This window comes from Methanolobus sp. WCC5, from assembly GCF_045690325.1.
In the GTDB taxonomy this organism is placed as follows: Archaea; Halobacteriota; Methanosarcinia; order Methanosarcinales; family Methanosarcinaceae; genus Methanolobus.
The window spans coordinates 2,713,911-2,736,537 of the sequence record NZ_CP146981.1; the positions used below are offsets into that span (position 1 = coordinate 2,713,911).

The 22,627-nt window shown below is 43.8% G+C and carries 19 protein-coding genes; 10 read left to right on the top strand and 9 right to left on the bottom strand.

Annotated features, from left to right (window positions below; all coding sequences use genetic code 11):
• The first annotated feature begins 113 nt into the window (after positions 1–113).
• The 10 genes from V7O64_RS13150 (at position 114) to mtaB (ending at position 11,449) form a co-directional block, all read left to right on the top strand.
• Positions 114–1,259: a pyridoxal phosphate-dependent aminotransferase gene (locus V7O64_RS13150; protein ID WP_407355824.1), complete on the top strand. Its 1,146-nt coding sequence runs from the start codon at positions 114–116 to the stop codon at positions 1,257–1,259.
• 198 nt (positions 1,260–1,457) lie between these two features.
• Positions 1,458–1,943 (top strand): metal-dependent transcriptional regulator, encoded by a 486-nt coding sequence (locus V7O64_RS13155; protein ID WP_407355825.1) that lies wholly within the window; start codon positions 1,458–1,460, stop codon positions 1,941–1,943.
• A gap of 171 nt (positions 1,944–2,114) precedes the next feature.
• Positions 2,115–2,357, top strand: a complete 243-nt coding sequence (locus V7O64_RS13160; protein WP_407355826.1) for a ferrous iron transport protein A — start codon at positions 2,115–2,117, stop codon at positions 2,355–2,357.
• Positions 2,358–2,537: 180 nt separating this feature from the next.
• Positions 2,538–4,535: a ferrous iron transport protein B gene (gene feoB / locus V7O64_RS13165; protein WP_407355827.1), complete on the top strand. Its 1,998-nt coding sequence runs from the start codon at positions 2,538–2,540 to the stop codon at positions 4,533–4,535.
• A complete protein-coding gene (locus V7O64_RS13170; protein WP_407355828.1) occupies positions 4,525–5,022 on the top strand; it encodes a hypothetical protein in 498 nt (165 codons plus the stop codon). The genes feoB and V7O64_RS13170 overlap by 11 nt, the downstream gene beginning before the upstream one ends.
• Positions 5,019–5,294 (top strand): hypothetical protein, encoded by a 276-nt coding sequence (locus tag V7O64_RS13175; RefSeq protein ID WP_407355829.1) that lies wholly within the window; start codon positions 5,019–5,021, stop codon positions 5,292–5,294. The genes V7O64_RS13170 and V7O64_RS13175 overlap by 4 nt, the downstream gene beginning before the upstream one ends.
• A 277-nt stretch (positions 5,295–5,571) precedes the next feature.
• Positions 5,572–7,266, top strand: coding sequence for an ASKHA domain-containing protein (locus V7O64_RS13180; protein WP_407355830.1), 1,695 nt, complete (start codon positions 5,572–5,574; stop codon positions 7,264–7,266).
• Positions 7,267–7,300: 34 nt separating this feature from the next.
• The gene (locus tag V7O64_RS13185; RefSeq protein ID WP_407355831.1) at positions 7,301–8,440 is read left to right on the top strand and encodes a GTP-binding protein; all 1,140 of its coding nucleotides are present in this window, start codon (positions 7,301–7,303) and stop codon (positions 8,438–8,440) included.
• Positions 8,441–9,289: 849 nt separating this feature from the next.
• A complete protein-coding gene (gene mtaC, locus V7O64_RS13190) occupies positions 9,290–10,051 on the top strand; it encodes a methanol--corrinoid protein MtaC (protein WP_407355832.1) in 762 nt (253 codons plus the stop codon).
• A gap of 12 nt (positions 10,052–10,063) precedes the next feature.
• A complete protein-coding gene (gene mtaB / locus V7O64_RS13195) occupies positions 10,064–11,449 on the top strand; it encodes a methanol--corrinoid protein co-methyltransferase MtaB (RefSeq protein ID WP_407355833.1) in 1,386 nt (461 codons plus the stop codon).
• Positions 11,450–11,584: 135 nt separating this feature from the next.
• Here mtaB and V7O64_RS13200 read toward each other — a convergent pair whose 3' ends face one another.
• From V7O64_RS13200 to V7O64_RS13240, 9 genes are all read right to left on the bottom strand, one after another.
• Positions 11,585–13,516, bottom strand: a complete 1,932-nt coding sequence (locus V7O64_RS13200; RefSeq protein WP_407355834.1) for a hydantoinase/oxoprolinase N-terminal domain-containing protein — start codon at positions 13,514–13,516, stop codon at positions 11,585–11,587.
• A 228-nt stretch (positions 13,517–13,744) separates the two neighbouring features.
• A complete protein-coding gene (gene mtaA, locus V7O64_RS13205) occupies positions 13,745–14,755 on the bottom strand; it encodes a methylcobamide:CoM methyltransferase MtaA (protein WP_407355835.1) in 1,011 nt (336 codons plus the stop codon).
• 335 nt (positions 14,756–15,090) lie between these two features.
• Positions 15,091–15,279, bottom strand: a complete 189-nt coding sequence (locus tag V7O64_RS13210; protein WP_407355836.1) for an MM0924 family protein — start codon at positions 15,277–15,279, stop codon at positions 15,091–15,093.
• 110 nt (positions 15,280–15,389) lie between these two features.
• Entirely contained in the window at positions 15,390–18,221 is a 2,832-nt protein-coding gene (locus V7O64_RS13215) for a DEAD/DEAH box helicase (protein WP_407355837.1), read from the bottom strand.
• A complete protein-coding gene (locus V7O64_RS13220) occupies positions 18,218–19,081 on the bottom strand; it encodes a metallophosphoesterase (protein WP_407355838.1) in 864 nt (287 codons plus the stop codon). The genes V7O64_RS13215 and V7O64_RS13220 overlap by 4 nt, the downstream gene beginning before the upstream one ends.
• An 11-nt stretch (positions 19,082–19,092) precedes the next feature.
• The gene (locus V7O64_RS13225) at positions 19,093–19,467 is read right to left on the bottom strand and encodes a hypothetical protein (RefSeq protein WP_407355839.1); all 375 of its coding nucleotides are present in this window, start codon (positions 19,465–19,467) and stop codon (positions 19,093–19,095) included.
• A gap of 114 nt (positions 19,468–19,581) precedes the next feature.
• Complete coding sequence (locus V7O64_RS13230) at positions 19,582–19,740, bottom strand: hypothetical protein (protein WP_407355840.1); 159 nt, start codon at positions 19,738–19,740, stop codon at positions 19,582–19,584.
• A 12-nt stretch (positions 19,741–19,752) separates the two neighbouring features.
• Complete coding sequence (locus tag V7O64_RS13235) at positions 19,753–21,687, bottom strand: hydantoinase/oxoprolinase family protein (protein WP_407355841.1); 1,935 nt, start codon at positions 21,685–21,687, stop codon at positions 19,753–19,755.
• A 12-nt stretch (positions 21,688–21,699) separates the two neighbouring features.
• Positions 21,700–22,440 carry a hypothetical protein gene (locus V7O64_RS13240; RefSeq protein WP_407355842.1) on the bottom strand — a complete coding sequence of 247 codons (741 nt, stop codon included), beginning with the start codon at positions 22,438–22,440 and terminating at the stop codon, positions 21,700–21,702.
• Positions 22,441–22,627 lie beyond the last annotated feature (187 nt).

Below are 22,627 nucleotides of genomic sequence, written 5' to 3' on the forward strand. Positions count from 1 at the left end.
TCTTTGCCAGGCTTTTTTTAATCTATTAGTATTTTTAATCTATTGATATGAACAAAAATCTTTTATTGCTCCGGCATAATCCTGAACTATGATCATTGGCGATGATAGGTAATATGTTATCTGATAAAATTGCAAATATTCCTCCATTTTACGTAATGGAGGTACTTGAGAGGGCGCAAGAGCTTGAAGAACAGGGCAAAAGTATCATCCATCTGGAGATAGGGGAACCGGACTTTGCCACTGCTGCGCACATATGTGAAGCTGCAAAGACTGCAATTTGTACCGGAGGTATAAAATATACCCACAGTCAGGGACTTATCGAACTCAGGCAGGCTATATCCAGGAACTACTCTGAAAGATTCGGTGTTGATGTCAGTCCTGATAGGATAATAGTGACATCCGGTACAAGTCCTGCAATGCTCTTGCTTTTTATTGCACTCATTGATCCGGGGGATGAGATAATAATGTCCAATCCTCACTATGCATGTTACCCGAATTTTGTAGTAACTGCCGGAGGAGTCCCGGATTTTATCTATACGAAAGAGGAAAACGGTTTCATGCTAGAACCGCAAGAGGTTGCCGCACACATCAAAACCGCAACAAAGGCGATCCTGATCAATTCCCCATCCAATCCCACAGGTCATGTAATGTCCGGTCAGACATTGCACAGGCTTACTGAGATTGCCGCAGATGTGCCCATTATCTCTGATGAGATATATCAGGGGCTTGTCTACGAAGGTGAGGATCACACTATATTGGAATACACAGATAATGCCTTTGTACTCAATGGTTTTTCAAAACTCTATGCTATGACCGGCTGGAGGCTCGGTTATCTCATAGCCCCGAAAGAACATATAAGGACACTTCAGAAATTGCAGCAGAATCTGTTCATTTCAACCAGTTCCATCGTACAGCACGCAGGGATTGCGGCCCTTGAAGGGCCCCGGGAGCACATCAAAGAGATGGTTAAGACCTATGATAAGAGGCGCACCTATCTGATAAAGAGACTTAAGGACATTGGCTTTGGAATAAGTATCGAGCCTCAAGGTGCTTATTATGTGCTTGCAGATGCCCGTAAATTCGGCACAGACTCCCTTGAAATGAGCAGGAAGATACTGGAAGATATAGGTGTTGCCATCACACCAGGTATTGATTTTGGCCTGGGGGCAGAGGGTTACTTGCGCTTCTCCTATGCTAACAGCCTTGAGAATATTGAGGAAGGGATGGACAGGCTGGAAATGTATTTAGGAAAACAGTAATGTTTACTTCGTTTTATATTCAATTGTATATTCAGTTTATTATACTACCTATATATTGTAGGAAAAATAAGTAAACTTAAAATAGTACCTATTTCATACAATTTTATAGGATATCGGTAGTATACAAATAAACACTTCACTTTAGGTGTTTCCACAAATAGGATTACAATAGTCAACCCAATAAAGGTAGTTTTTGATATGACAACTGAGAGAACTGAAGATTATCTGAAAGCGATCGAGAAGATCATTGAGCGTAAAGGCTATGCACAGGTCAAGGACGTCTCAAGGGAGCTGGAGCTGAGTTCACCCAGTGTCACAGGGATGTTCAAAAAACTGACCCAGATGGGATTTATCAACTATGAGAAATATGGTGGCGTAACCCTTACACCCGAGGGTGAGAGAATTGCAAAGTGCACCATGGAGAAACATAGTGTTATAAGGGACTTTTTACAGATACTTGGCCTTGATCCGGAGATAGCAGACCATGATGCCTGTAAAATAGAACATGTACTTGCTCCTGAAACCTTTGAGCTGCTTACCAAATTCGTTGAATTCATGAATATGAAGGAAGAATGGCCATACTGGCTTGACCACTTCTATTATTATCGTGAAACAGGAGAATACATCAATTGTCATCCATCAGCAAAGGAGAATTGTCCGATCCATGGAAAAAAGAAGGAATAGGTCAGGATGATCTATGTTCATCCCACATCTGTTCAATGGATCCTTGAATTGCGGGCACATACCTTTTCTCATCTGATTCTATTTTTCAATGCTCAAACAGCTTAGCTATTGCGAAATTGCTAAATACCAAAAAATGGATTAGTGCTATCATCATAAAGGACAGGGAATGACTTGCAGGATATTCAGGAGATAACACTTGACACACTTAAGCCCGGAGAGAAGGCCAGGATCACAAAAGTGAGGGTCAAAGGTTCTGCAAGAAGGAAACTATTTGACATGGGAATGGTGGCGGGCGCAGAAATAGAGCTTGTGAGGAACGCACCGCTCGGGGACCCTATGGATTACAGGATAAAAGGGTATCACCTCTCCATACGGAAAGAAGAAGCAAGCCAAATATTCATTCACAGGCTTTAAGGCTTAATGGCCATCCAAACATAGTCATCCAAACCATTATATGTTCTTTACAGGTGGTTTTATTTAAAGGTCATTACCCCATCAAAATCATTACTATTTCAGTGGTTCTGTGGTATGATTTCGCAAAAACCGGTCAATACTGTACATATAATCTTATAACTATCCTCAGGGGATCGCTCCATGGAGAACAGGGAGATAAAGATAGCACTTACGGGAAACCCTAATGTCGGTAAGACAACCCTTTTCAATGCATTGACGGGTTCAAGGCAACATGTCGGCAACTGGCCCGGCGTTACTGTGGAAAAGAAAAGTGGGAATGTATCATACAGAGGATATGATATAGAGGTAATAGACCTTCCTGGGACATATAGCCTTACTGCATATTCCATTGATGAGATCGTAGCCCGGGATTTTATAATAGAGGAGAAGCCGGATATCGTTCTACAGGTCGTTGATGCCTCCAACCTGGAAAGGAACCTCTACCTTACAACGCAGCTTATGGAGCTTGGTTCTGAGTTACTCATTGTCCTTAATATGTGTGACATTGCAGAGGACAGGGGAGATAGATTATATATCGATAAGATGGAAGAACTGCTGGCAACACCTGTCATAAGGACGGTTGCAACACAGAAAAAAGGCATTTGCGATCTTCTGGACAAGGTTATCGAGCAAAAAGAGCTGGAACAGCATCATGGCCATGAAATAGGGTACGGTAATGAGATAGAAGAAAAGATCCTTGAGATAGAGAAAGTTCTGGGTGAGGACGAGGGGCGCGATAAACGATATCCTCTAAGGTGGCTGAGCATCCGGCTGCTTGAAGGTGATAGCAATGTCCGGGAAAAGATCGCCTCAAGTCCTGTATATGGGAATGTCATAGCTATTATCGAATCCATAGACAAGGAAGAGTATGAGGCGGAAATAGCCGATAAACGTTATCTTGCCATAAACACGATATTTCCCCAGATGTGCACCAGGGCCAATGAGACCCTTACAAAATCCGACATGGTCGACAGAGTGCTAACCAATAAATATCTGGGTATTCCTATATTCCTTGCATTGATGTGGGGTGCGTTTGAGCTCACATTCGCTTTTGCAACACCCTTTATGGACATGATAGACATTGGAATGTCCTGGATTGCAGATCAGGTGTCTTCCGGCCTGCGACCGGAATGGCTGGCGTCTCTTGTGGGAGACGGGATAATCGGTGGTGTAGGGGCTGTACTCGTATTCGTGCCGAATATATTTGTATTATTTTTCCTGCTGTCGCTTCTGGAAGGCAGCGGTTATCTTGCCAGGGCTGCTTTTATCATGGACAAGGTGATGTATAAGATAGGCATGCATGGAAAGTCCTTCATACCGATGCTTATGGGATTTGGATGCAATGTACCTGCTATTATGGCTGCAAGGAGCATAGAGGATGAGAGGGACAGGCTTATCACCATACTTGTAGTGCCGTTCGTTTCCTGCGGAGCAAGATTGCCCATATATGTGCTGTTTGCAGGAACCTTCTTTGGAAGGCAGGCGGGGACTGTCATCTTTGCAATGTATGTACTTGGGATACTTATTGCAATATTGTCTGCAAAGCTGCTCCGTGAAACCGTTGTAAGGGGAAAACCTGCCCCTTTTATTATGGAATTGCCTCCATACCGTGTCCCGACACTCAGTACAAGTCTTATACACATGTGGGATAACGGCTTCATGTACATAAAAAAGGCCGGAAGTATAATCCTTGTTGGTGTTATCGTTATCTGGGCACTGGCATCTTTCCCGTGGGGAGTTGAATATGGAAGTGAGGACAGTTATGTGGGAAGTCTTGGGCATGCGGTTGAACCGCTCCTTGAGCCACTGGGTTTTGACTGGAAGATATCTGTAGCCCTGATATTCGGATTGGTTGCTAAAGAGATAGTTGTGGCATCCATGGGTGTGCTTTACGGGTCAGGGGATAGTTCTGAGGCACTGAGCGAGAGGCTCATGGCAGATGCGGGTATCAATGCGCTGAATTCACTCAGTCTCATGGCTTTCAGTCTGCTTTATATGCCCTGTGTGGCAACCGTGGGAGTTATCAGGAAGGAGACCGGTTCATGGAAATGGACATTGTTTGCCATTATATACGGAATTGCTGTTGCATGGGTCACAGCATTTATTATCTATCAGGGAGGGATTTTACTTGGGTATTAGTGGGCAGGATGTTAAAAGGCATGCAGCCATAAGGACTCCTCTGGTCTTTTCCGCTGTAACCGGTTCGCTATATATAGTTCTTGGACTTCTCCAGCTGGCAGCAGGGCTGAAAAGGTTATTCACCGGACCGGATATACGTGTTCCTCTGGCAGATTCACTTTTCGTACCTGCAGATATCATCGGCTCCTTTGCCCTTCTTCTGATAGGTACTGTTTTTATTTACGGTGTTTTTGAAATGCGCTCGGGAATCTATGAGGGTGTGTCCTATGCGTACGTAGGGATCCTCCTCTCTCTCATCTTTGCAATCATATATTTGCTTGTAAGCACAGGGAACATGCTTGAGGCATATCTTCTCAGGAACGAGGACTTTGTTGACTGGACACCTCTAAGTGATCTGAAGCCTGGAATATATCTGGCAATATTATCACTATTTGCATTCATCAGGTGGAAGGACATGTTCGAACCACTGCCGGGGAAAAGGAATTGAAAATGATCAAAGACACATTGAAGGTCCTGTTCATTGACAAGTGCACCTTTCAGGAAGCTGCAGAGAAACTTGGGATAGACAACGTAACTCTCAGGGACAGGTTGATGATGTTGCAGCATATGGGTTATATCCGGGAGCTATGCACTAATACCGGAAACAATACGCCAGGATGTTGCTCATGTAATACTTCATCCTCCTGTCATAAAAACCGGGGCAATTTCGAAGGAAAAGTCTTCCGCTTGACAGAAAAAGGGGAAAAAATTTGCCATTGATGGATAGTGGTATATTAACCTTGTGTATGAAACAGAACAGCAGATTTTATCTATAAATCAGATGCATTTGCTTTTCGTTATTGTTTTCGTTGCCATCTATGTTTGCATGTATCCCATGATGTCCTTTTTGCACTACTGCTGAATTTTAGCTGTTTTAAGATGTACTTCAATCATTTTAAATAAGGATATTAAAAGACAAAAATACCGTAACATATATTTTTAAGTTCGGACACAGATACTACGTTATTAAAATTTAAAAAGATTAAAAGGGATTCAAATGAAACTTGGAGTTGCAATAGATATAGGAACCAGTGGCATTAGAGCACAGAAAATAGACCTGGAATCAGGTGACATCCAGAAAACAGTTATTACTCTCCGTAACCCCCTGCCCGGGGCAAATGTTATGGACCATCTGGATTTTGCCATCACTTACGGGCTGGACCTTGCCCAGGGTCTGCATGTCAATGCAGTAAAACACGTTATCGATACGCTGGGTGTAAAACCGGAAGAATTGCAGAGAATGGCTATCTGTGGAAACCCTATCCAGCTGTCGATATTCCAGGGAATTCCCATCGATGACCTTGCCTATGCAGGTGAAAGAAAGAAGGAAAAACTTAACATCAAGGATCAGGACAGACGTGCCCGTATAGTTGATTGTGCAGAAATAAAGGGACTTGAGGTCTACCCGAATGCAAAACTGGTGGTCCCTCCTGCAATAAGGCATGAGGTTGGGGCCGATGCTCTTGCACTTATAATAAAGTCAGGTTTCCTGGACACAAAGGAAACGGCGATCGCAACTGATTACGGGACAAATGCAGAGATGGCACTCATTCACGAGGGCACTATCTATACAGGGTCTGCAGCTGCTGGTCCTGCTCTTGAAGGTCAGCAGATAAAGTACGGAAAACTGGCATCGCCATTTGTCATATCAGATGTTGAATTTGAGAATGGGAATATGAGGAACTATGTTCTTGATGCTGAAATGAATACTGTAAAGGGTGCACTCACTGATCCAAAGAGCGGTGATGTGGTGGCAGAGGGAGCAAGTATGTGGCGATGTGCCGCACCAGCCAGACTCCCAAATGGCGAACAGGAAATGACCACATGTGAAGGCACCATCAAGGCAACCGGAATTACAGGTACGGGTGTCATAGCCATCATCGAAGCAGGAATGAAGAACGGAATAATCCAGCTTCCAAAGATCAACACGCCCGATAACATACTTTATCTTCAGAACAAGATCAAGTTCTTTGAAAAAGACGTATCTTCAGCCGGCCTTGCAATGGGTGCTATTCGTGCAGGGCACCTTGCACTTTGTAATGCCGCAGGGATAGAAGTAGCAGATGTCAACAGGGCATATATGTCAGGTGCCGCAGGTACCTATATGGATGCTGTGAAGGCACACCAGGTAGGTATGGTGCCATTCAATGTCGATGAGGTAGTACAGATCGGTAATACGTCATTGATTGTTGCAAGAGAGATTCTTCTGTCTGAAGAAAGGCTATGGGAGCTGCAGGAGATAGCTTCACGAATTGTAAGTAACCATGTGATGTTCGCAACAGATCCCGCATTCAAGGAAGCATATATCCAGGAGATATCCTACTGGACAGAGGGAATGCCTTTCAAAATGCTTAAAAAATTCCTGAAGAAGAAGGGACTGCCGCAGATCGACATCCCAGAAAAGGTCACCAAGGTTAACAAGGTAGTTGAGAAAGATATCCCTGTGCTCGGTGATGAAGGATTGCAGGTGCTGGAGCGTGTGGGTACTTTCCTTACAATGAAAGTTGACTGCCCTGAATGTGAGAAGTGCATAAAGGTATGTCCGAATGATGCCATCACAATTGATGCGGAAGGCGTTGTTATGATAAGCTCGGACCTTTGTGACGGTGCAAACTGTAAGAGATGCATTAATGCATGTCCAAAGGATAAGTTCAAGTGGGAGAATCTTACTGTACTGGAGCAGTCAGCATAAACTCCCTTTTAATTTTTAAAAGAAGGTATGTAAAATGAAAATACTTGTAGTTGGTGGATTCCTGGGTAGTGGAAAGACATCCACCATTATAAGACTTGGGAAGGAATTCAGTGACGCTGGCCAGAAAGTAGCCGTTATTGTCAATGAGATCGGCGAGGTGGGTATTGATGGTGATGTCATCTCTAAGTATGGTCTGGATATGACTGAACTTACAAGTGGCTGTATCTGCTGCTCGCTTAAAGTCAATATGAAAACGACCCTGGCCATTCTGAAAAAGGACTATAGTCCGGATATCATCCTTATCGAACCCACCGGGATAGCATTCCCTCATATAATCAGGAACGAAATAAGTCTGATGGACCTGAAGGATACTACTATACAGCCTCTTGTAACTCTCATAGATGGTAGCCGGTTCAAGCAGTTGATGAAGGAAGCTAAGAATTTTGCCATGCGGCAGATAATTGATGCAGAGATATTGGGTGTCAATAAGATTGACCTGATAGATGAGATACGCATCCCTATTATCCAGGCTTCAGTACAGCAATTGAACCCCACCGCAAAGGTGATATTGCTTTCGGCATCAAAGGAAGATGAGCACTGGTTCGATTTCGTCAGACTTGCGATGGGTGATGTGCCAGGCCACGAAGGAATTCATGAGTCACAAGTGGCCCGGGGTGAATCGGCCATAAGGGATGACGTGGTGGCTCCGAAAGAGGAAGGGGAAGAGGAGCTTAATTCTATTGAAGCTTCAGGTATCTCCAGTTATGCCACCGAATATCGCCTGGAGGGGCAGGTATCATCTGATCTTGCCCGGGAAACAGCAAAAGAGATCATGGAAACGATCAAGTCGAAGGTTGTGGAGCTAAGTCCTGAATTTGTTGGTCACATCAAACTTTTCATTGAATCTGATTCAAATACCATAAAGACGAACCTTACGGGTTTTGATCAGGACATTACAATGGAAGTGATCGACAATGTGGCCGGGGATGTGCCCCGACTGAAAGTCCTGTCTGCTGTTTCAAGCATTGACCGTGAAAAGCTTGTAAATATAGTAAATGGGACTATCTCTGGCATACTTGGTGCCAATAGTATTGCTTTCAGCAACAGTAAGCCGCATAACCATGATCATGATCATGGGGACACCAGGCCTATTAACCTAGTCAATAACAATTGATTAAAAGGATATTACATGGGAGATATGTCTCCTGTTTCTTTTTCTTTTTTTTTAATGATTTATTTTGTTTGTTGTTTAATATTTCTTTTTAAAAAAGAATAATTATTCTGGTATTGTATCGAACTGGCGCTTCTCAAAAGAAATGTTATATAAGTGTAACGGACAAGTGCATTTAACATGAATTTTTTTAAAATTTAGGTATAATGGAATGTAGACTTCGACTAATGACGACACTTAAAATGAACGGTTAACATTAGGTTAAAAAATTCGGAAAGATTGCTTACACGAATCAAAACGATCCATCTATTTTTAACTTGTTTAAAAAAAATATTGAATTAACCGAATTTAGTTTGTATTCATATATGTATATATTTGGAATTATTTATTTGTGTTGGACAAGCAAACTTTATTTAATGGATGGAATATGGCAGAAAACGTCACTTATATTTAAGTTTACCCGTGACTTCTTGTATTTTATTACTATTCATCTGTTAAATATGCTGAAAGTAATTGTCATACTGTGTAAATATAATCAGATGTCACAGGCATAATGTGTGCGCAAAACATAGTGCAGGTAGTACTGTATAAAAATATATGGTATTTTTTTATTATAAATATATTATAAATTACAAAAACCGCTAGGTTTATATATCAGTCTCGAATAGGTGTTTATGTGGAAAGATGAAGTTAGCAAATGACTAAAGTTTGTTAGCAAAAGATTGTGGAGACTTTTGCGACAATGTTCAAAGTCATGAGCCAACTGATATCCATCTGCTGCTTGACAGCATACTTCGCTTGATGTATGCAGAGTGGCAGGAAGTCAATCTAGATCTAAGGAGGTAGAATTAGATGGATATAGACCCAAGCAAAATATTAGTTAGGTACAATGTGCAGAAAGAAAAAGCACAGACACCTGAAGAGTTAGCAGCTGAGATGTTCCCTAAAGCAGAGCCTGCAAGAACAATTGCTGCTGCAATCTTTGAGGGAGAAGAGGATGATGTCGTAGAGGGCCTCGAGAAGGCAATCGAGGGCGGAGCAGATCCAATTAAGCTCATCGACGATGTGTTGATGCCAGGAATGAAGATCGTCACAGACTTATACGACGAGGGTGTAATTTTCCTGCCAAACGTTATGATGTCAGCAGATGCAATGCTTGAAGGTATCGAGTTCTGTAAAGAGCAGGCTGGATCAGCACCTAAAGCAAAGGGCAAGGTTGTATGTCACGTAGCAGAAGGTGACGTGCACGATATCGGTAAGACTATTGTAGCAGCACTCCTCAGGGCAGCTGGTTACGATGTAGTAGACCTTGGCCGTGATGTGCCAGTCGATGAAGTCATTGCAGCTGTAAAGAAGGAAAGCCCAATGATGGTTACCGGTACAGCACTGATGACAACAACAATGTATGCATTCAAGGAAATCAATGACAGACTCCTTGAATCTGGTATCAAGGTGCCATTCCAGTGTGGAGGCGGCGCAGTTAACCAGGAGTTCGTAGCAACATACGAACTCGGAGTATATGGTGAAGAAGCAGCAGATGCTCCTAAGATGGCCGCAGCAATCCTTTCAGGTAAAGGACTTGTGCAACTGAAGGAGATGTTCCACAAACACTAAGAGGTGAGAGAAATGGTAAAAAGATACACATCCCAGGCATACAAAGCTGCTGACGACATGATCTTCGGTAAGTCAGTTTACCCAGTAAAGTCAGAACTCGGATTAGAAGTCGGTGCAGGATACGTAACTGCAGAAGTCAACTACGCCCCAAGGCCAGAAGCAGGTGTTTCCAAGGAGAAACTCGTTTCTGAATACCGCAGGCTTACAACTGACATTCTTGCAAGAGCAGTACAGATTGGTTTCCCAGCAGTCTCACTTGAGACAGAACACGTAGAACAGATGACCAACAACCCTACATGGGGCGGAGAGATTGCACACGTTCAGAAGACCATTCTTGAAGAATACCACGAAGAATATGGAATAAAATGTGGTCTCAGGCACACCCCTGGTGACATCCGTGAGAACCGTGACCTGCTTGCACTGATCGGTCCAAAGTACGACACCCTTATGGAGTCCTTTGAAGCTGTTGCAGAAGGCGGTGCTGACTTCCTGTCCATTGAGACAATGGGTGGTAAGGAAATCCTCGACTACGCAATTCTCAGGAACGATGTTCCAGGTCTCATCTATGCAATTGGCTGCCTTGGCTCAATTGACATGGCTATGATCTGGCAGGATATCAGGAAGATCGCTGACAAGAAGGGCAGGATCGCAGCCGGTGACACAGACTGTGCTCAGGCAAACACTGCAATGTTCATTGCAGGTGGTCTCCTCGATAAGAACCTTGCACACACCCTTGCAATCATTGCAAGAACAATCTCTGCAGCAAGGACACTGACAGGATATGAAGCAGGTGCCCAGGGTCCAGGTAAGGACTGTGGATACGAGAACACAATAGTAAAGTCCATCACAGGATGTCCAATTGCTCAGGAAGGTAAATCTGCAACCTGCGCACACGCAGATGTCATGGGTAACCTGACAATGCAGGTTTGTGACCTGTGGTCCAACGAGTCCGTAGAATACCACGGTGAATTCGGTGGTACAAGCGTACAGTGCTGGTCCCAGACCCTGAACATGGATGCAGCATTGCTGAACGTAGCAACCGAGACCGGAAATGCAAAGCTTCTCCGTGACATGCTCTGCCTCTCTGACAAATACAGAGACCCACAGGGTTACATCCTTGCATACGACAACGCATACAAGATCGGATCTGCTATTGTAAAGGACGGAAACGACATATACCTCCGTGCAAAGAATGCAGCAATTGAGACTGTAAACCTGCTCACAGCTGCAGACAGCAAGAAACTCGTCATGTCCAAGTTCGAGAAGAATGCACTTGCAGATGCAAAGGCAGCACTCGAAGCACTGACGGACGAAGCCGACACCTTCATGAGCGACAGCCTCGAGAAGTACAAGGTAGAAGAACCAAGGTTCAAACCAGACGCCAACTACAAGTTCTAAACCCAGAACTTGTTTCTTTTTTCTTTTTTTTATTTATATTTATATTTCTGTTTTGTCAATACTGGTAAGTATGCTATTCTGATGGATTTTCTAAAGCTTAAAAGTAAAAATGATGAAAAGTAAAAATGATGTTAATTACACCATGAACTTTTTGGGATAACCAATGCCAGTTATCTGAATAATTGTTTCCAGTGGACTATGTTTCCAGTTTTCCGGTGAGAATGTTTTTTGATTGATCTTTATTTCCACATTATCTTTACTCACGCCACATTCACCCATATAATCTATAACGATCTGTTTTCCATGCTTATTTGCATATTCTACTGCTGCATAGTATTCATCAAAACTGTTCCTTTCCAGGGGCGAAAAAACAAGATAACCTTCATCAGGATCTTCTACAGAAACAGGTCTTACGATAATTTCAACCCTTTTAATACCTTTTCCAAAAAGTGCACCGGCAGCATTTCCGACTTCAGCATGTTCAGGGATGATTATTTCAGCATCAATTACATTCTTTATGATGTCCTGGTATGCAGCAACCGGTCCCCCCAGAAGGACAACGGGTATATCAACTTTGAACCTGGAGTTGAATTCTCCATTTATTATTTTTTTGATTCCTGACCTGTCAATTCCCGGAAGAATATATGACATCAGGTTAAAGGCCATATTCCTGGCTACGATATCCTTCACCTTAGTACAGAATTCGTAACTGTCCATCCTGCTGAGCCTGCCAAGTTTTTCAGCACCTGTCTTTGAAGCCTCTACATCCCAGAAAGTATATTCTCCGAGTACATGCAGAGCATCTGTCGGAGTAAAACCAATTGCCTGTATCAGTCTTTTCTGAATAAGAGAATCGATTATTATTGTGGAAGGATACTTTTTTGATAAAACGGCTATTTCATCAAGACTCATTGGTTCATCACCAATTGCATTGAGAACCTCGGCCTCAGCTTCATTAAGTCCAACAGGTTTGAACCCGGACCTTGTGAAGAACTTCGTTGGCTGAATATTTCTGTCAAGCACACTTCTCAGCGGGACCGCACTTTTCTTCAGTTTATTCAGAAAACCAGGATATTTAGAAGAAGCGAGACAAAGGGGAACGACCCTTCTCGGTCCGATGTGTATGACCTTTGAACTTGTCCATACATGACTGTCCCCGCCCATGGCAGAAGTTTCCATTCTGGTTGCACGGACCCTGGTCTTCCATCCTCCAACAACCGCACCAGTGTCTGAAAGTTCCGGCACACCTTTGATGATTGCCGATACATCAGTACTTGTGCCTCCTACATCCACCACTGCACAGGTATCCAGGCCGGATAGGAACGAGGCACCAACAAGACTTGCAGCAGGACCGGAAAAAATAGTTTCTACCGGCTTATCCAGTGCATCTTTCAGGCCTACAACAGTGCCATCACATTTAAGCATAAGTAATCTGGCATTGATGTCCTTTTTCTTTATCTCATCCATTACAGAGAGTATGAATTTATGGGATATGGGGATCAACTGTGCATTCAAAGCTGCAGTAACGGCCCTTTCATAAGCACCAAGGTCCTGGGACAGTTCATGACCACACACAACAGGAAGTCCTGTCATCTCATGTATGACCTCGGTAATAGCCAGTTCATGTTCCGGATTACGGATACTGAAAAAGGAAGAGACAGCAAAAGCAGCAACATCATCCTTTACCTTTGAGGCGAATGTCCTTACTGCATCAATGTCCGGGCTTTCTATCTCCATGCCATTGAAATCATGCCCTCCTGATATAGAGAGCAAATGCTTTGCAGGAAAATCTCCTTTTACAGGATGCTCACCTACAAGAATCAGGGCCACCGGACACCCGGTACCCTCAAGAACAGTATTTGTTGCAAGAGTTGTGGAAACGGATACAAGGTTCACGTGTTTAAGGAGCTCTGAGTCAAGGGATTCTATTGCATTCCTGATACCACCAACAAGATCCGGATAAGTAGTAAGAGCCTTAGCCGAACTTACTACGGACCCATCTGAATCCTTTACAAGAATAGCATCTGTATACGTACCACCGGCATCAATTCCCAGACTATAGTGCATAATATATCTCCTGTTTTACTGTATAAATAATCAAAGCAAATTTGAAAAGACGACTGGATAGTGCAAATAACCTTTGATCAATAAAAGATGGATTCAGGTTATATTAAAAATTTATGTTAACGCTGAAAACTAAAAACAAAAGCAATCAACGGAAAATTAATTGGAATTAAGTAAAAAAAGAATTGTGACATGTCCATAGCTTAACTATGGCATGTCCTGCAAATAATTTTATGCGTAGTATTCGTCCCTTGCCTGGACCAATGCCTTAAGGTTTGCAACTGGAGTGTCTGGTGCAATACCACAGCCAGGTGCAAGGACATCGACACCATCTTCAAGAGCCCGGGTTGCGTCTGCCTTGACCTTTGCCTCATCGCCGGCAAGGAGTGTGAAAGGACTTGAAACATTGCCGCAGATAGTGACCTTTCCTGCAACCTTTGCTTTTGCACCTTTGAGGTCCTTTACTTTCTCTTCGATACTTATGGACACGAAGTGGCAGTCAGCCATCATTTCAAGGATAGGTGTAACGTCACCACATACGTGGAGAATCATCGGGCCTTTTACATTGTCTGCAAACTTCTGAAGTACAGGCTTGAGCACCTTGTCAAATGAGTCCGGTGCCATAAGGTCTGGTGAAGCTACTGGGTCAGGTACGCTGATAACATCTGCTCCTGCATCAAAGAGTGCATTTGCGTACTCGATACATGCATCGCATGCAAAATCAAGGATAGTGTTTAAGTCTTCAGGTGCCTTTATGGACCATTTCATGAATTTCTTTACACTTGCAAGGTCAGATGCAAGGGTCACAGGACCTTCCATGCCTGCAATGATAGGTACTTCATCTCCTACCTTCTCCCTCATGATCTTCATTGCCTCAAGTACAGCAGGGATCCTGCCGGTTGCGAGGAGATTCTCTGGCATCTTAAGGTCATCCACACCTTTTGGATATGGGTGGTCAGTAACTGAAGGCTGCCTGTTCTTTGTACCCATGTTGATTGTACAGCCCATTGCCTCTGCAAGTACTGTAAGGCAGTATGGTGCTCTTACACCCTCAAGACCACATACTTCATATGATGCTACTGCAAGGTCTGCCATCATCTGCGCATCGCTGTGTGCCTCCGGCCAGGCAGCGCCTGTCTGATCCATGAGCTCAACAATTGCAGTCTGTGTTACGGACAGTACTGGCACTTTGTCTACTTCTTCACCTTTTAATGCTTTGAGTAATCTTTCTTTCATGTTCATAATGAATCCTTCTCTGTTGAGTAGATTTTAGTCACCCTGATTTGAGTTACATCAGATATAAAACTATTGGATTAGAGCAGAGCAGGCTGAAAATAAAAAATTAACGAATAAAAAATAATGTGTAATGCGCATGAGCAAACAGGTTTACATATGCCAGGAAAAACAAAACGAAATCCACAGATCATCAGTAATTCTTTAATCTAATACCCTTACTAACAGTATAACTGGCAAAACTGGCATATCTGCACATTAAAGATAAAATAAAAAAGAGTGTAAACAGAACGGAATAAGAGGTCTGCAAATCTACCGTATACAATTGTTCAGATCATCCCTTATCACTTTAGCTTGTCTGTGCTCCATATTGCAATGATCTTGTCTATGGCAATGTGCGTGTACATATCACTGTCCTTAAGTGTCAGCACTCCGTCAGCGCATGCTTCCACAACCCCATAGAACCTATCCGGCCCGCCACAATAGACGTCTATCTTCTTGTTCAGGTAATGTTCGACTATGAAAGACTGCATGATTTACCTCCCGCTTCTTAGATATTCACAGATATACGTTATCATTTGAAATTTGTACTTTTTTTTATATTAAGATAATCTACACACAAAAACTTACAAATAAAAGCCAGTCAACTCCAGAATCTCTTATTTTTTGCATAATTCCTTTCAGCGACCAATATATCCCGATAGAAAGCCTCTTCATCATGACGCATCTTCTGTATCACCCTGCTTGCCATTTCCGGACCAACACCCCGGCTTGCAAGTGCGATCACTGCCATCTTTCCGTGGGTCATCACAATGTTAGCATTCCTGTAAACTCTGCGGATGCGCCTGATATCTTCCTTTGAAGTGATACTGTCCTGCTTTTTAACAAGCTTTATCTCCTCATCTTCCCAGGGTTTGAGGGCCGCAACCATCCCGGAATCACACACCGGACATATTATTCTTTCCGGAACACCTTTTACCTGTCTCCGTGAGGTCCACTTCTTGCAATGGACACAGAAAAGTATCACGTTGTCATTCATAATGCGGTCCTTAAGGGCCATGACAATGGACCTGTCAGCCTTTTCCGGTGCCACAAGATCCCTCTTCATGGAAAAACCGGAACTTCCGATGGGAGTGGAGCTGCTCACTACAAGGGCTATATCCCCGGCAGATAAGCTGGCAAGAACATCGGTGACCCTCTCCACATCCAGCATATCATGGAATATCTCCCTGATAACTTCATCATACATCGCCGTATCGCGATAAATATCCAGAAGCTTCTTCATGCTTATCCTGTCATAGTCCAGATCTTTGCTCAGAGCTCCGAATTTCCTGGCAACATGAACCATTTTCCACTTCATAAGGGAGGTATTCTTCAGGGTCATCTCAATGATGGGCTCCACATGCTCAGGCTGGATGTCCCGTAAAAGTGCCTCTATCTCCTTTGCCTTGATCCTGCGTGGCAGTGTAAGGCGTATCCTGTAAGGATCGATCTCCTGGGCAACACTGCTCCCGTACCTTGCAGCAAGCAGGGACGTTAGTACCTTTGCCATTGTTTCGTTGGCATTGTGTCCCAGGCAGGTGTTAAGTAGTACTGCATCACCATCATTCTCTATAACGAACATATTCCTGTCAGGAAGCGGATACCCTCCTTCAACATGCTCCCTGAGAATCAAAAGCAGCTCATTGAGACTTTCTTTTTCTACAGGATAAACAGAACGAACCTCTTCTGCTATCAGGGAATCATCTTTTCCCCTGAGGATCATCCCTGCAACAAAAGAACGGATGCTGGCAACTTCCTGAGCCACCTCAAAAGGCACGGGTATTTCCTCGCCAACCCAGCTTGGTATCTCGCCCATGCCCCTCACAGGCTCCACTTTTATCCTGTCACGGTCAGTGACCATCTCAATGACCCGCCACATGTCACCCTTGGTAATGAACACGGCCCCAGGTGTTGCAAAGTTTATGACAAAAGCCTCATCCAGCACTCCCACCGACCTTCCGGTAACAATGTCAAAGATCTCATATTTCTTCTCATCCGGTATCATGGAAAGGTTATCATAATAATACTGCCAGCTTTTTTTCCGGCGGCTGATGGAATCAGAACCTTCCTCCTGCCATACCATTCTGTACTCAGAAATCTGGCTGATGACCTTCCTGAGCACTTCCATACGCAGGTCCTTAAAAGGATATGAACGTTTGAGTATGCCGTATATCCGGTCAATGCCCACCTCCCCGAAATCAAGTACCATGCCTGACAGCTGGTTTGCCACTACATCAAGTGAGTTCATATGTGGGAATATGGACTCCACTCTCCCATCAAGAGCCAGCCTGCATATTGCCATGCTCTCTGCAACATCATCGGCGTCCATGGCAATGACCGTACCCCTGGATATCTCATGTATCCGGTGTCCGGCGCGTCCCACACGCTGCAAGAGCCTTGAGACCTGTCTCGGTGAGCCGTACTGCACCACATGGTCCACATTGCCGATATCAATACCCAGCTCCATGGAAGATGTGCATATAAGGCCCCTGAGGTCGCCGTTTTTGAAAGACTCCTCTGCCTCGATACGCGAATCAACAGATAGTGAGCCATGGTGAACTCCTATTGGAAGTTCCAGCATTTTAAAACCTGCTGCCAGGGCCTCGGCACTTTGCCTTGTATTCACAAAGACAAGAGTTGAAACGTTATCGAGCACTATATCCCTGACACAACGCAGATGAGCGGCAAACTGCACATCACATGCCAGTTTCTTTGATATGGACTGATCCTCTTCTGTTACAACGGGACTCAGTACCCGCAGGTCCAGGAGTTTTAGCAGGGAGACTGAAACAACAGAAACGTCCCTTTCCGCACCAGCCATGAACTTAGCCACCTCATCCGGATTACCCACGGTCGCTGAAAGACCTATCCTCTGGAACTCGCCCGCAAGCTCTACAAGTCTTTCAAGACCCACGCAAAGCTGTGTCCCTCTCTTGGAAGATGCCATTTCATGTATCTCATCAACAACAACATGGGTCACATCCCCCAGGTTCTTACGAAGGCGTGAGCCGGTGAACATGGCCTGCAGGGTCTCAGGGGTGGTTATAAGAAAGTCAGGAGGTTTGCGTGATTGTTTCTGTCTCTCATATTGAGAAGTATCCCCATGCCTTACCTGGACATCTATTCCCAGCTCCTTTCCCCACCACTGGATACGCGAGAGCATATCCCTGTTCAAAGCACGCAGTGGAGTTATGTATAGGGCAGATATGCCTGTTCTCTGCTCCGGGGTCTTATTAAGTATAGCATGGAATATGGGCAGAACCGCAGATTCCGTCTTACCGGAACCGGTAGGAGCAATAAGAAATGTATGGTCACCTTTCAATATAAAAGGGAATACTTTTTCCTGGGGCTCGGTAGGAGCTTTAAAACCCTGTTTTTCCAGGGATGCCTGTATCCGCGGGTCAAATGAATCGAAGATGTTGCCAAAACTCATTGTTTTGTCACCTTTCGTTTTTTTCTGAAAGGACGTATCCGGCTCTCTTCCATCTTCCTTATATTCTTCAGTTTTCCCAGTTTAGTACCGTCCAGGAGATAGGCTTCTGCATTGTCTATGTCAATACCCTTTGAGGAGAACAGCGGACCAAGAAGATCATCGTGAAGGGATTCATTGAAGGCAACACCTCCACAGAGCTCATTGAAAGAAGGCACGATTATAACTTCAGGGTCGTTCCAGCTGCCATCCTCCTTTTTAAGTTCAAGGCCTGCAAAATGCTTTTGCAGTACCTGCAGGTCCAGGTGTGTCCTTATCCAGCTTTGTTCCACTGTGGCATACCCCAGAGAATCGGTTAACCTTATAGTGGGATGATTGTGAGCGGTAATGATATACCGGGCTTTGAGCAGACCAGGGTCAGGCCAGGTATGCCCGTGGAAATAAGCCACGTCCTCTATTATCGAACCACGCACAGGGTGTACGGTTATATCCCTGTCTGCAGGAAGCAGTAGTTCGATACCTCCGTCATGGTTGCCGGGGAATATGTCCACAGCTGCATGGTCACTGAGAACCGAAAGGAAATAAGGTATCTCATCACGTTCCTGCCAGGAGATCTGGGGTACGTTGTGCTTGATATCTCCCAGCAGTATTATCCTTTCAGGGGATACTTTCCCTATGTAGCCAAGTATGCGCTCAAGACCACGTTTCATGCGGCTTGGAATGGAAAAACCACTCCTGTAGGGGTCCCACTCTATCCCCAGGTGTATATCTGCTATGACCAGTGCTTTTGTCTCACTGCTGACCACAAGGGCAGGTTCATCAAAAAGCGGCTCTATCTCGATGTCCGTGCTATCATTGCTCATTCTTCCCTGCATCATCGGTCCTTATCCTTTTCAGCCATAAGATCCAGCTTTTCCGATATACTGCTCACAGCATTTTTTAGTTCATCAAGTTCACTCTCAATGTCAAGAACCTTATTGTAAAGAGGACTCCTGTTATCCTTGATCGCCTGCTCCTGGGAAAAGCGCTGCTTGCTTGGGAAAACATAAACGTAGGCCATCCACATGCCAATGAAAGCAATAATGAACATCCCCAGAAGGAAAAGCAGGTAGTGTGGGAACAATTGTCTGATAAAACTGTCCCCGGAACTGTAATACTGCAGCCTTGTGATCATCAGGAAGTTAAGCAGGGAGAAGAGGAACATTGTCTCTCCTACTATGATCAGCAGCCCGCCCAACCGGGTGGACATCTTCCGCTGCTTTGGGACCAGTCTGTTAAATATGGAATTCATTGAGAGAAATATGGCATTTATGTATTATTATATTATGCAGGAGTCCGGTTCACCGGAACACATCTATCAGTATTATGGTTCAATACCCAGTATATTAAGCAGTTCAAGAGCTTCGGCTTTTCTTCTCAATGTCCCGCATCTGGCCATGTAGTGGATGTTCTCTTTATTCTCTTCGTAGATAATCTTAAGCTGTTCCTTGTATTCTTCAGAATACCTGTCATTTTTCTTCACAATATCAACTCTTTATTCCTTCAATAGCATCAAAGGGTTCCCGACGCCCATCACTGTAATGATGGTCTGTAGGGGTGCATGTGTCCAGTCAGGAGGAGATGCCGCCTTACTTGTAACACTTATCTCTGTTTCCTGCCTGCTGACACCGCATCTTTCTATGTAATCAAGAACTATATTCCTGCCAATGTCTATTGCATGTTCCAAAGCATCGGAATATGTGATCACATCATGTCTTCCCAGAGGTGAGTAAACATAGAAGTTCCTGTCCAGTTCACCCGGTGACTGGGCCTTTATAAGAACTTCAACTTTCTTCACTCCTTTTCCTACAAGTGCACCTATGGCATTACCTACCTCGGCATATTCAGGAACCATTATGTTCCCTGAAATGATGGAAGAGAACTCATCCTTGTAACTTCGCACCGGACCGCCAAGAAGTACAGTGGGGACATTTATGCAGTAACCCGCCGGGTATTCACCTCCGATCCCATCTTCTATAACACTCTTTGGATGGTGAGGATATATAAATGACATAAGACCAAAAGCCATTTTTTGAGCGACTTTTTGCCTCACAAGTGAGCAGAACTCGAATTTTCCCATCTGGCTGAATTTGGAAAGATAAAATGCTCCCAGATCAGAAGCATGAAAATTCCACTGGTTGTAAACCTTCATTACGTGCAAGGCATCAGTTGGTGTAAAACCAACAGCTTGAACAAGCCTTTTTTGAATAAGGGAATCCAGCAGACGGTTGGAGGGCGGGACATTGGAAGTGTCGGAAAGATCATTTATAGAGACAGGTTCATAATTTATGTTCCTTAGAAGATCTGCTTCCTCCTTATCAAGACCCTTTGCGGGATAATCTGTCCTCAGGAAGAACTTAGTAGGCTGATAATGTTCATCCATCATCTCGCGGGAGAGTATCCTGTTCCTTTTCAGGCTTCTGATAAAATCCGGATACATCTCTGCTGCAACACATAGTGGAATAACCCTTCTGGGACCAATGTTGACACTTTTGTCTTTTATCCATACATGACTGTCTCCGCCATTTGCAAAGGTTTCCATCTTCATAGCCCTGACTCTTGTCTTCCAGCCGCCGACTACCGTACCTGTGTTACTTATTTCAGGTATGCCTGCCCTGAGCATCGCAACATCAGTACTTGTACCACCTACATCTATAACCGCACAGTTGTCAGTCTTTGAAAGATATGATGCACCGAGCAGACTTGCAGCAGGTCCTGAGAATATGGTCTCAACCGGTTTTTCCAGGGCATCTTCTATATTATAGACCGAACCATCGCCTTTGAGCATAAGTATCCTGGCATTAATACCCCTTTTTCTGATGTCCTCTGCAACTACGCTGACGAACTTATAGGTTATCGGGATCAGCTGTGCATTAAGGACTGCCGTTACACTTCTCTCGTAAGCTCCAAGGTCCTGTGTCAGTTCATGACCACACACAACCGGAAGGTTTGTTTCTTTTTTGAGTACTTCTTTTACCCTGAGCTCATGCTCCGGATTCCGGGTACTGAAAATAGCCGACACAGCGTAAGCAGATACCCGATCCATGGTATTGCGTGCAAAATGGTACAATTTTGATATATCCAGTTCAAATTCTTCAGTTCCTCTGGGATCGTGTCCGCCCTTTATGCGGATTACACTGTCTGCAGGATAAGGTTCATCTTCAGGGTGTTCACCTACAAGCACCAGGCCAACGGGTGTGCCTGTGTTTTCCAGAAGTGAATTGGTAGAAAGGGTTGTAGAAACAGACACAAGGGTTACCTGTCCAAGATACTGCGGGTCAAGATGATCCAGTGCATTCTTTATGCCATATTCCAGGTGAGGATAGGTTGTGAACGATTTATGTGAATCCATAATTGTTCCATCGCTGCCTCTTAGAATGACAACGTCTGTATAACTCCCGCCGGCATCTATCCCAAGTCCGTAATGCAAATTACCACCTCTTTATTCAACTCTGTCCAGGAACCATTGGTCCCTGATAAGCTTCATAACAAGTTCTTCAGCTTTGTCATCGAGCTTATATACACTTTGCATTAAAGGAAGTACTGAATGCAGGTCCTCTGAGAAGATCGATCTTTTTTTCCATTTCGTCTTTCTAACATGTCTTATATTTGGTGCAATTTGACGGTATTGATATTCACCTTTTATCTTACCCACTGCAAAATAGCTCTGTTCTTTTAATGGCATGATGACCATGTCGCCAGTATTTATTTCATTCATAAAACGCATCACATCGTCATACCAGCTGAGGGACCAGGAACTTACCACAGACATCAGTCTGTCGATGATTATTTTTTTGAATCTTTCCTGTCGTTCAAATTCATCAAAATCATGCATTATCTTATCAAGATTTCTCATTTTGCTGGTAAAGTCCACGACTTTTTTATTCAGATGGACAATTCTCTGGAAGCCTTCACTGTGATTAAGACCTTTTTCAAGATCTCTGAACTCGTGTGCAATTTCTCCACGGAATTCCCTGTCAAAATTCTGATATATCTCTTTTAATACCTCTTCTTTCTGATGCTGCCTGAATGATGCACTGAAATCCTGTAATTCTCCGCCAAGTTCTTCTATAAGATGGATATTAATGTCAAATGTAGCAAACCCCTCGTCAATACATGTACTGCTCTTTTCCCCTGCAGGGTCCACTTCAATATACCAAATAGTTTTACCTTTTATACTCACCGGTATTCTCCTCCCATTTTCAAGTCTTTGATGTGCATCGAAGAGCTAAATGCCGGATTTTTTTGTTGTGCTGGATTGGTTTTTATTCTTATTTTCAATTGGCTGAATATTAATATATACTTTAGCGTTATTGCAATGTATTAAATAATGATGTAGTACATTTGAATAACTATTCACTACATTTTTT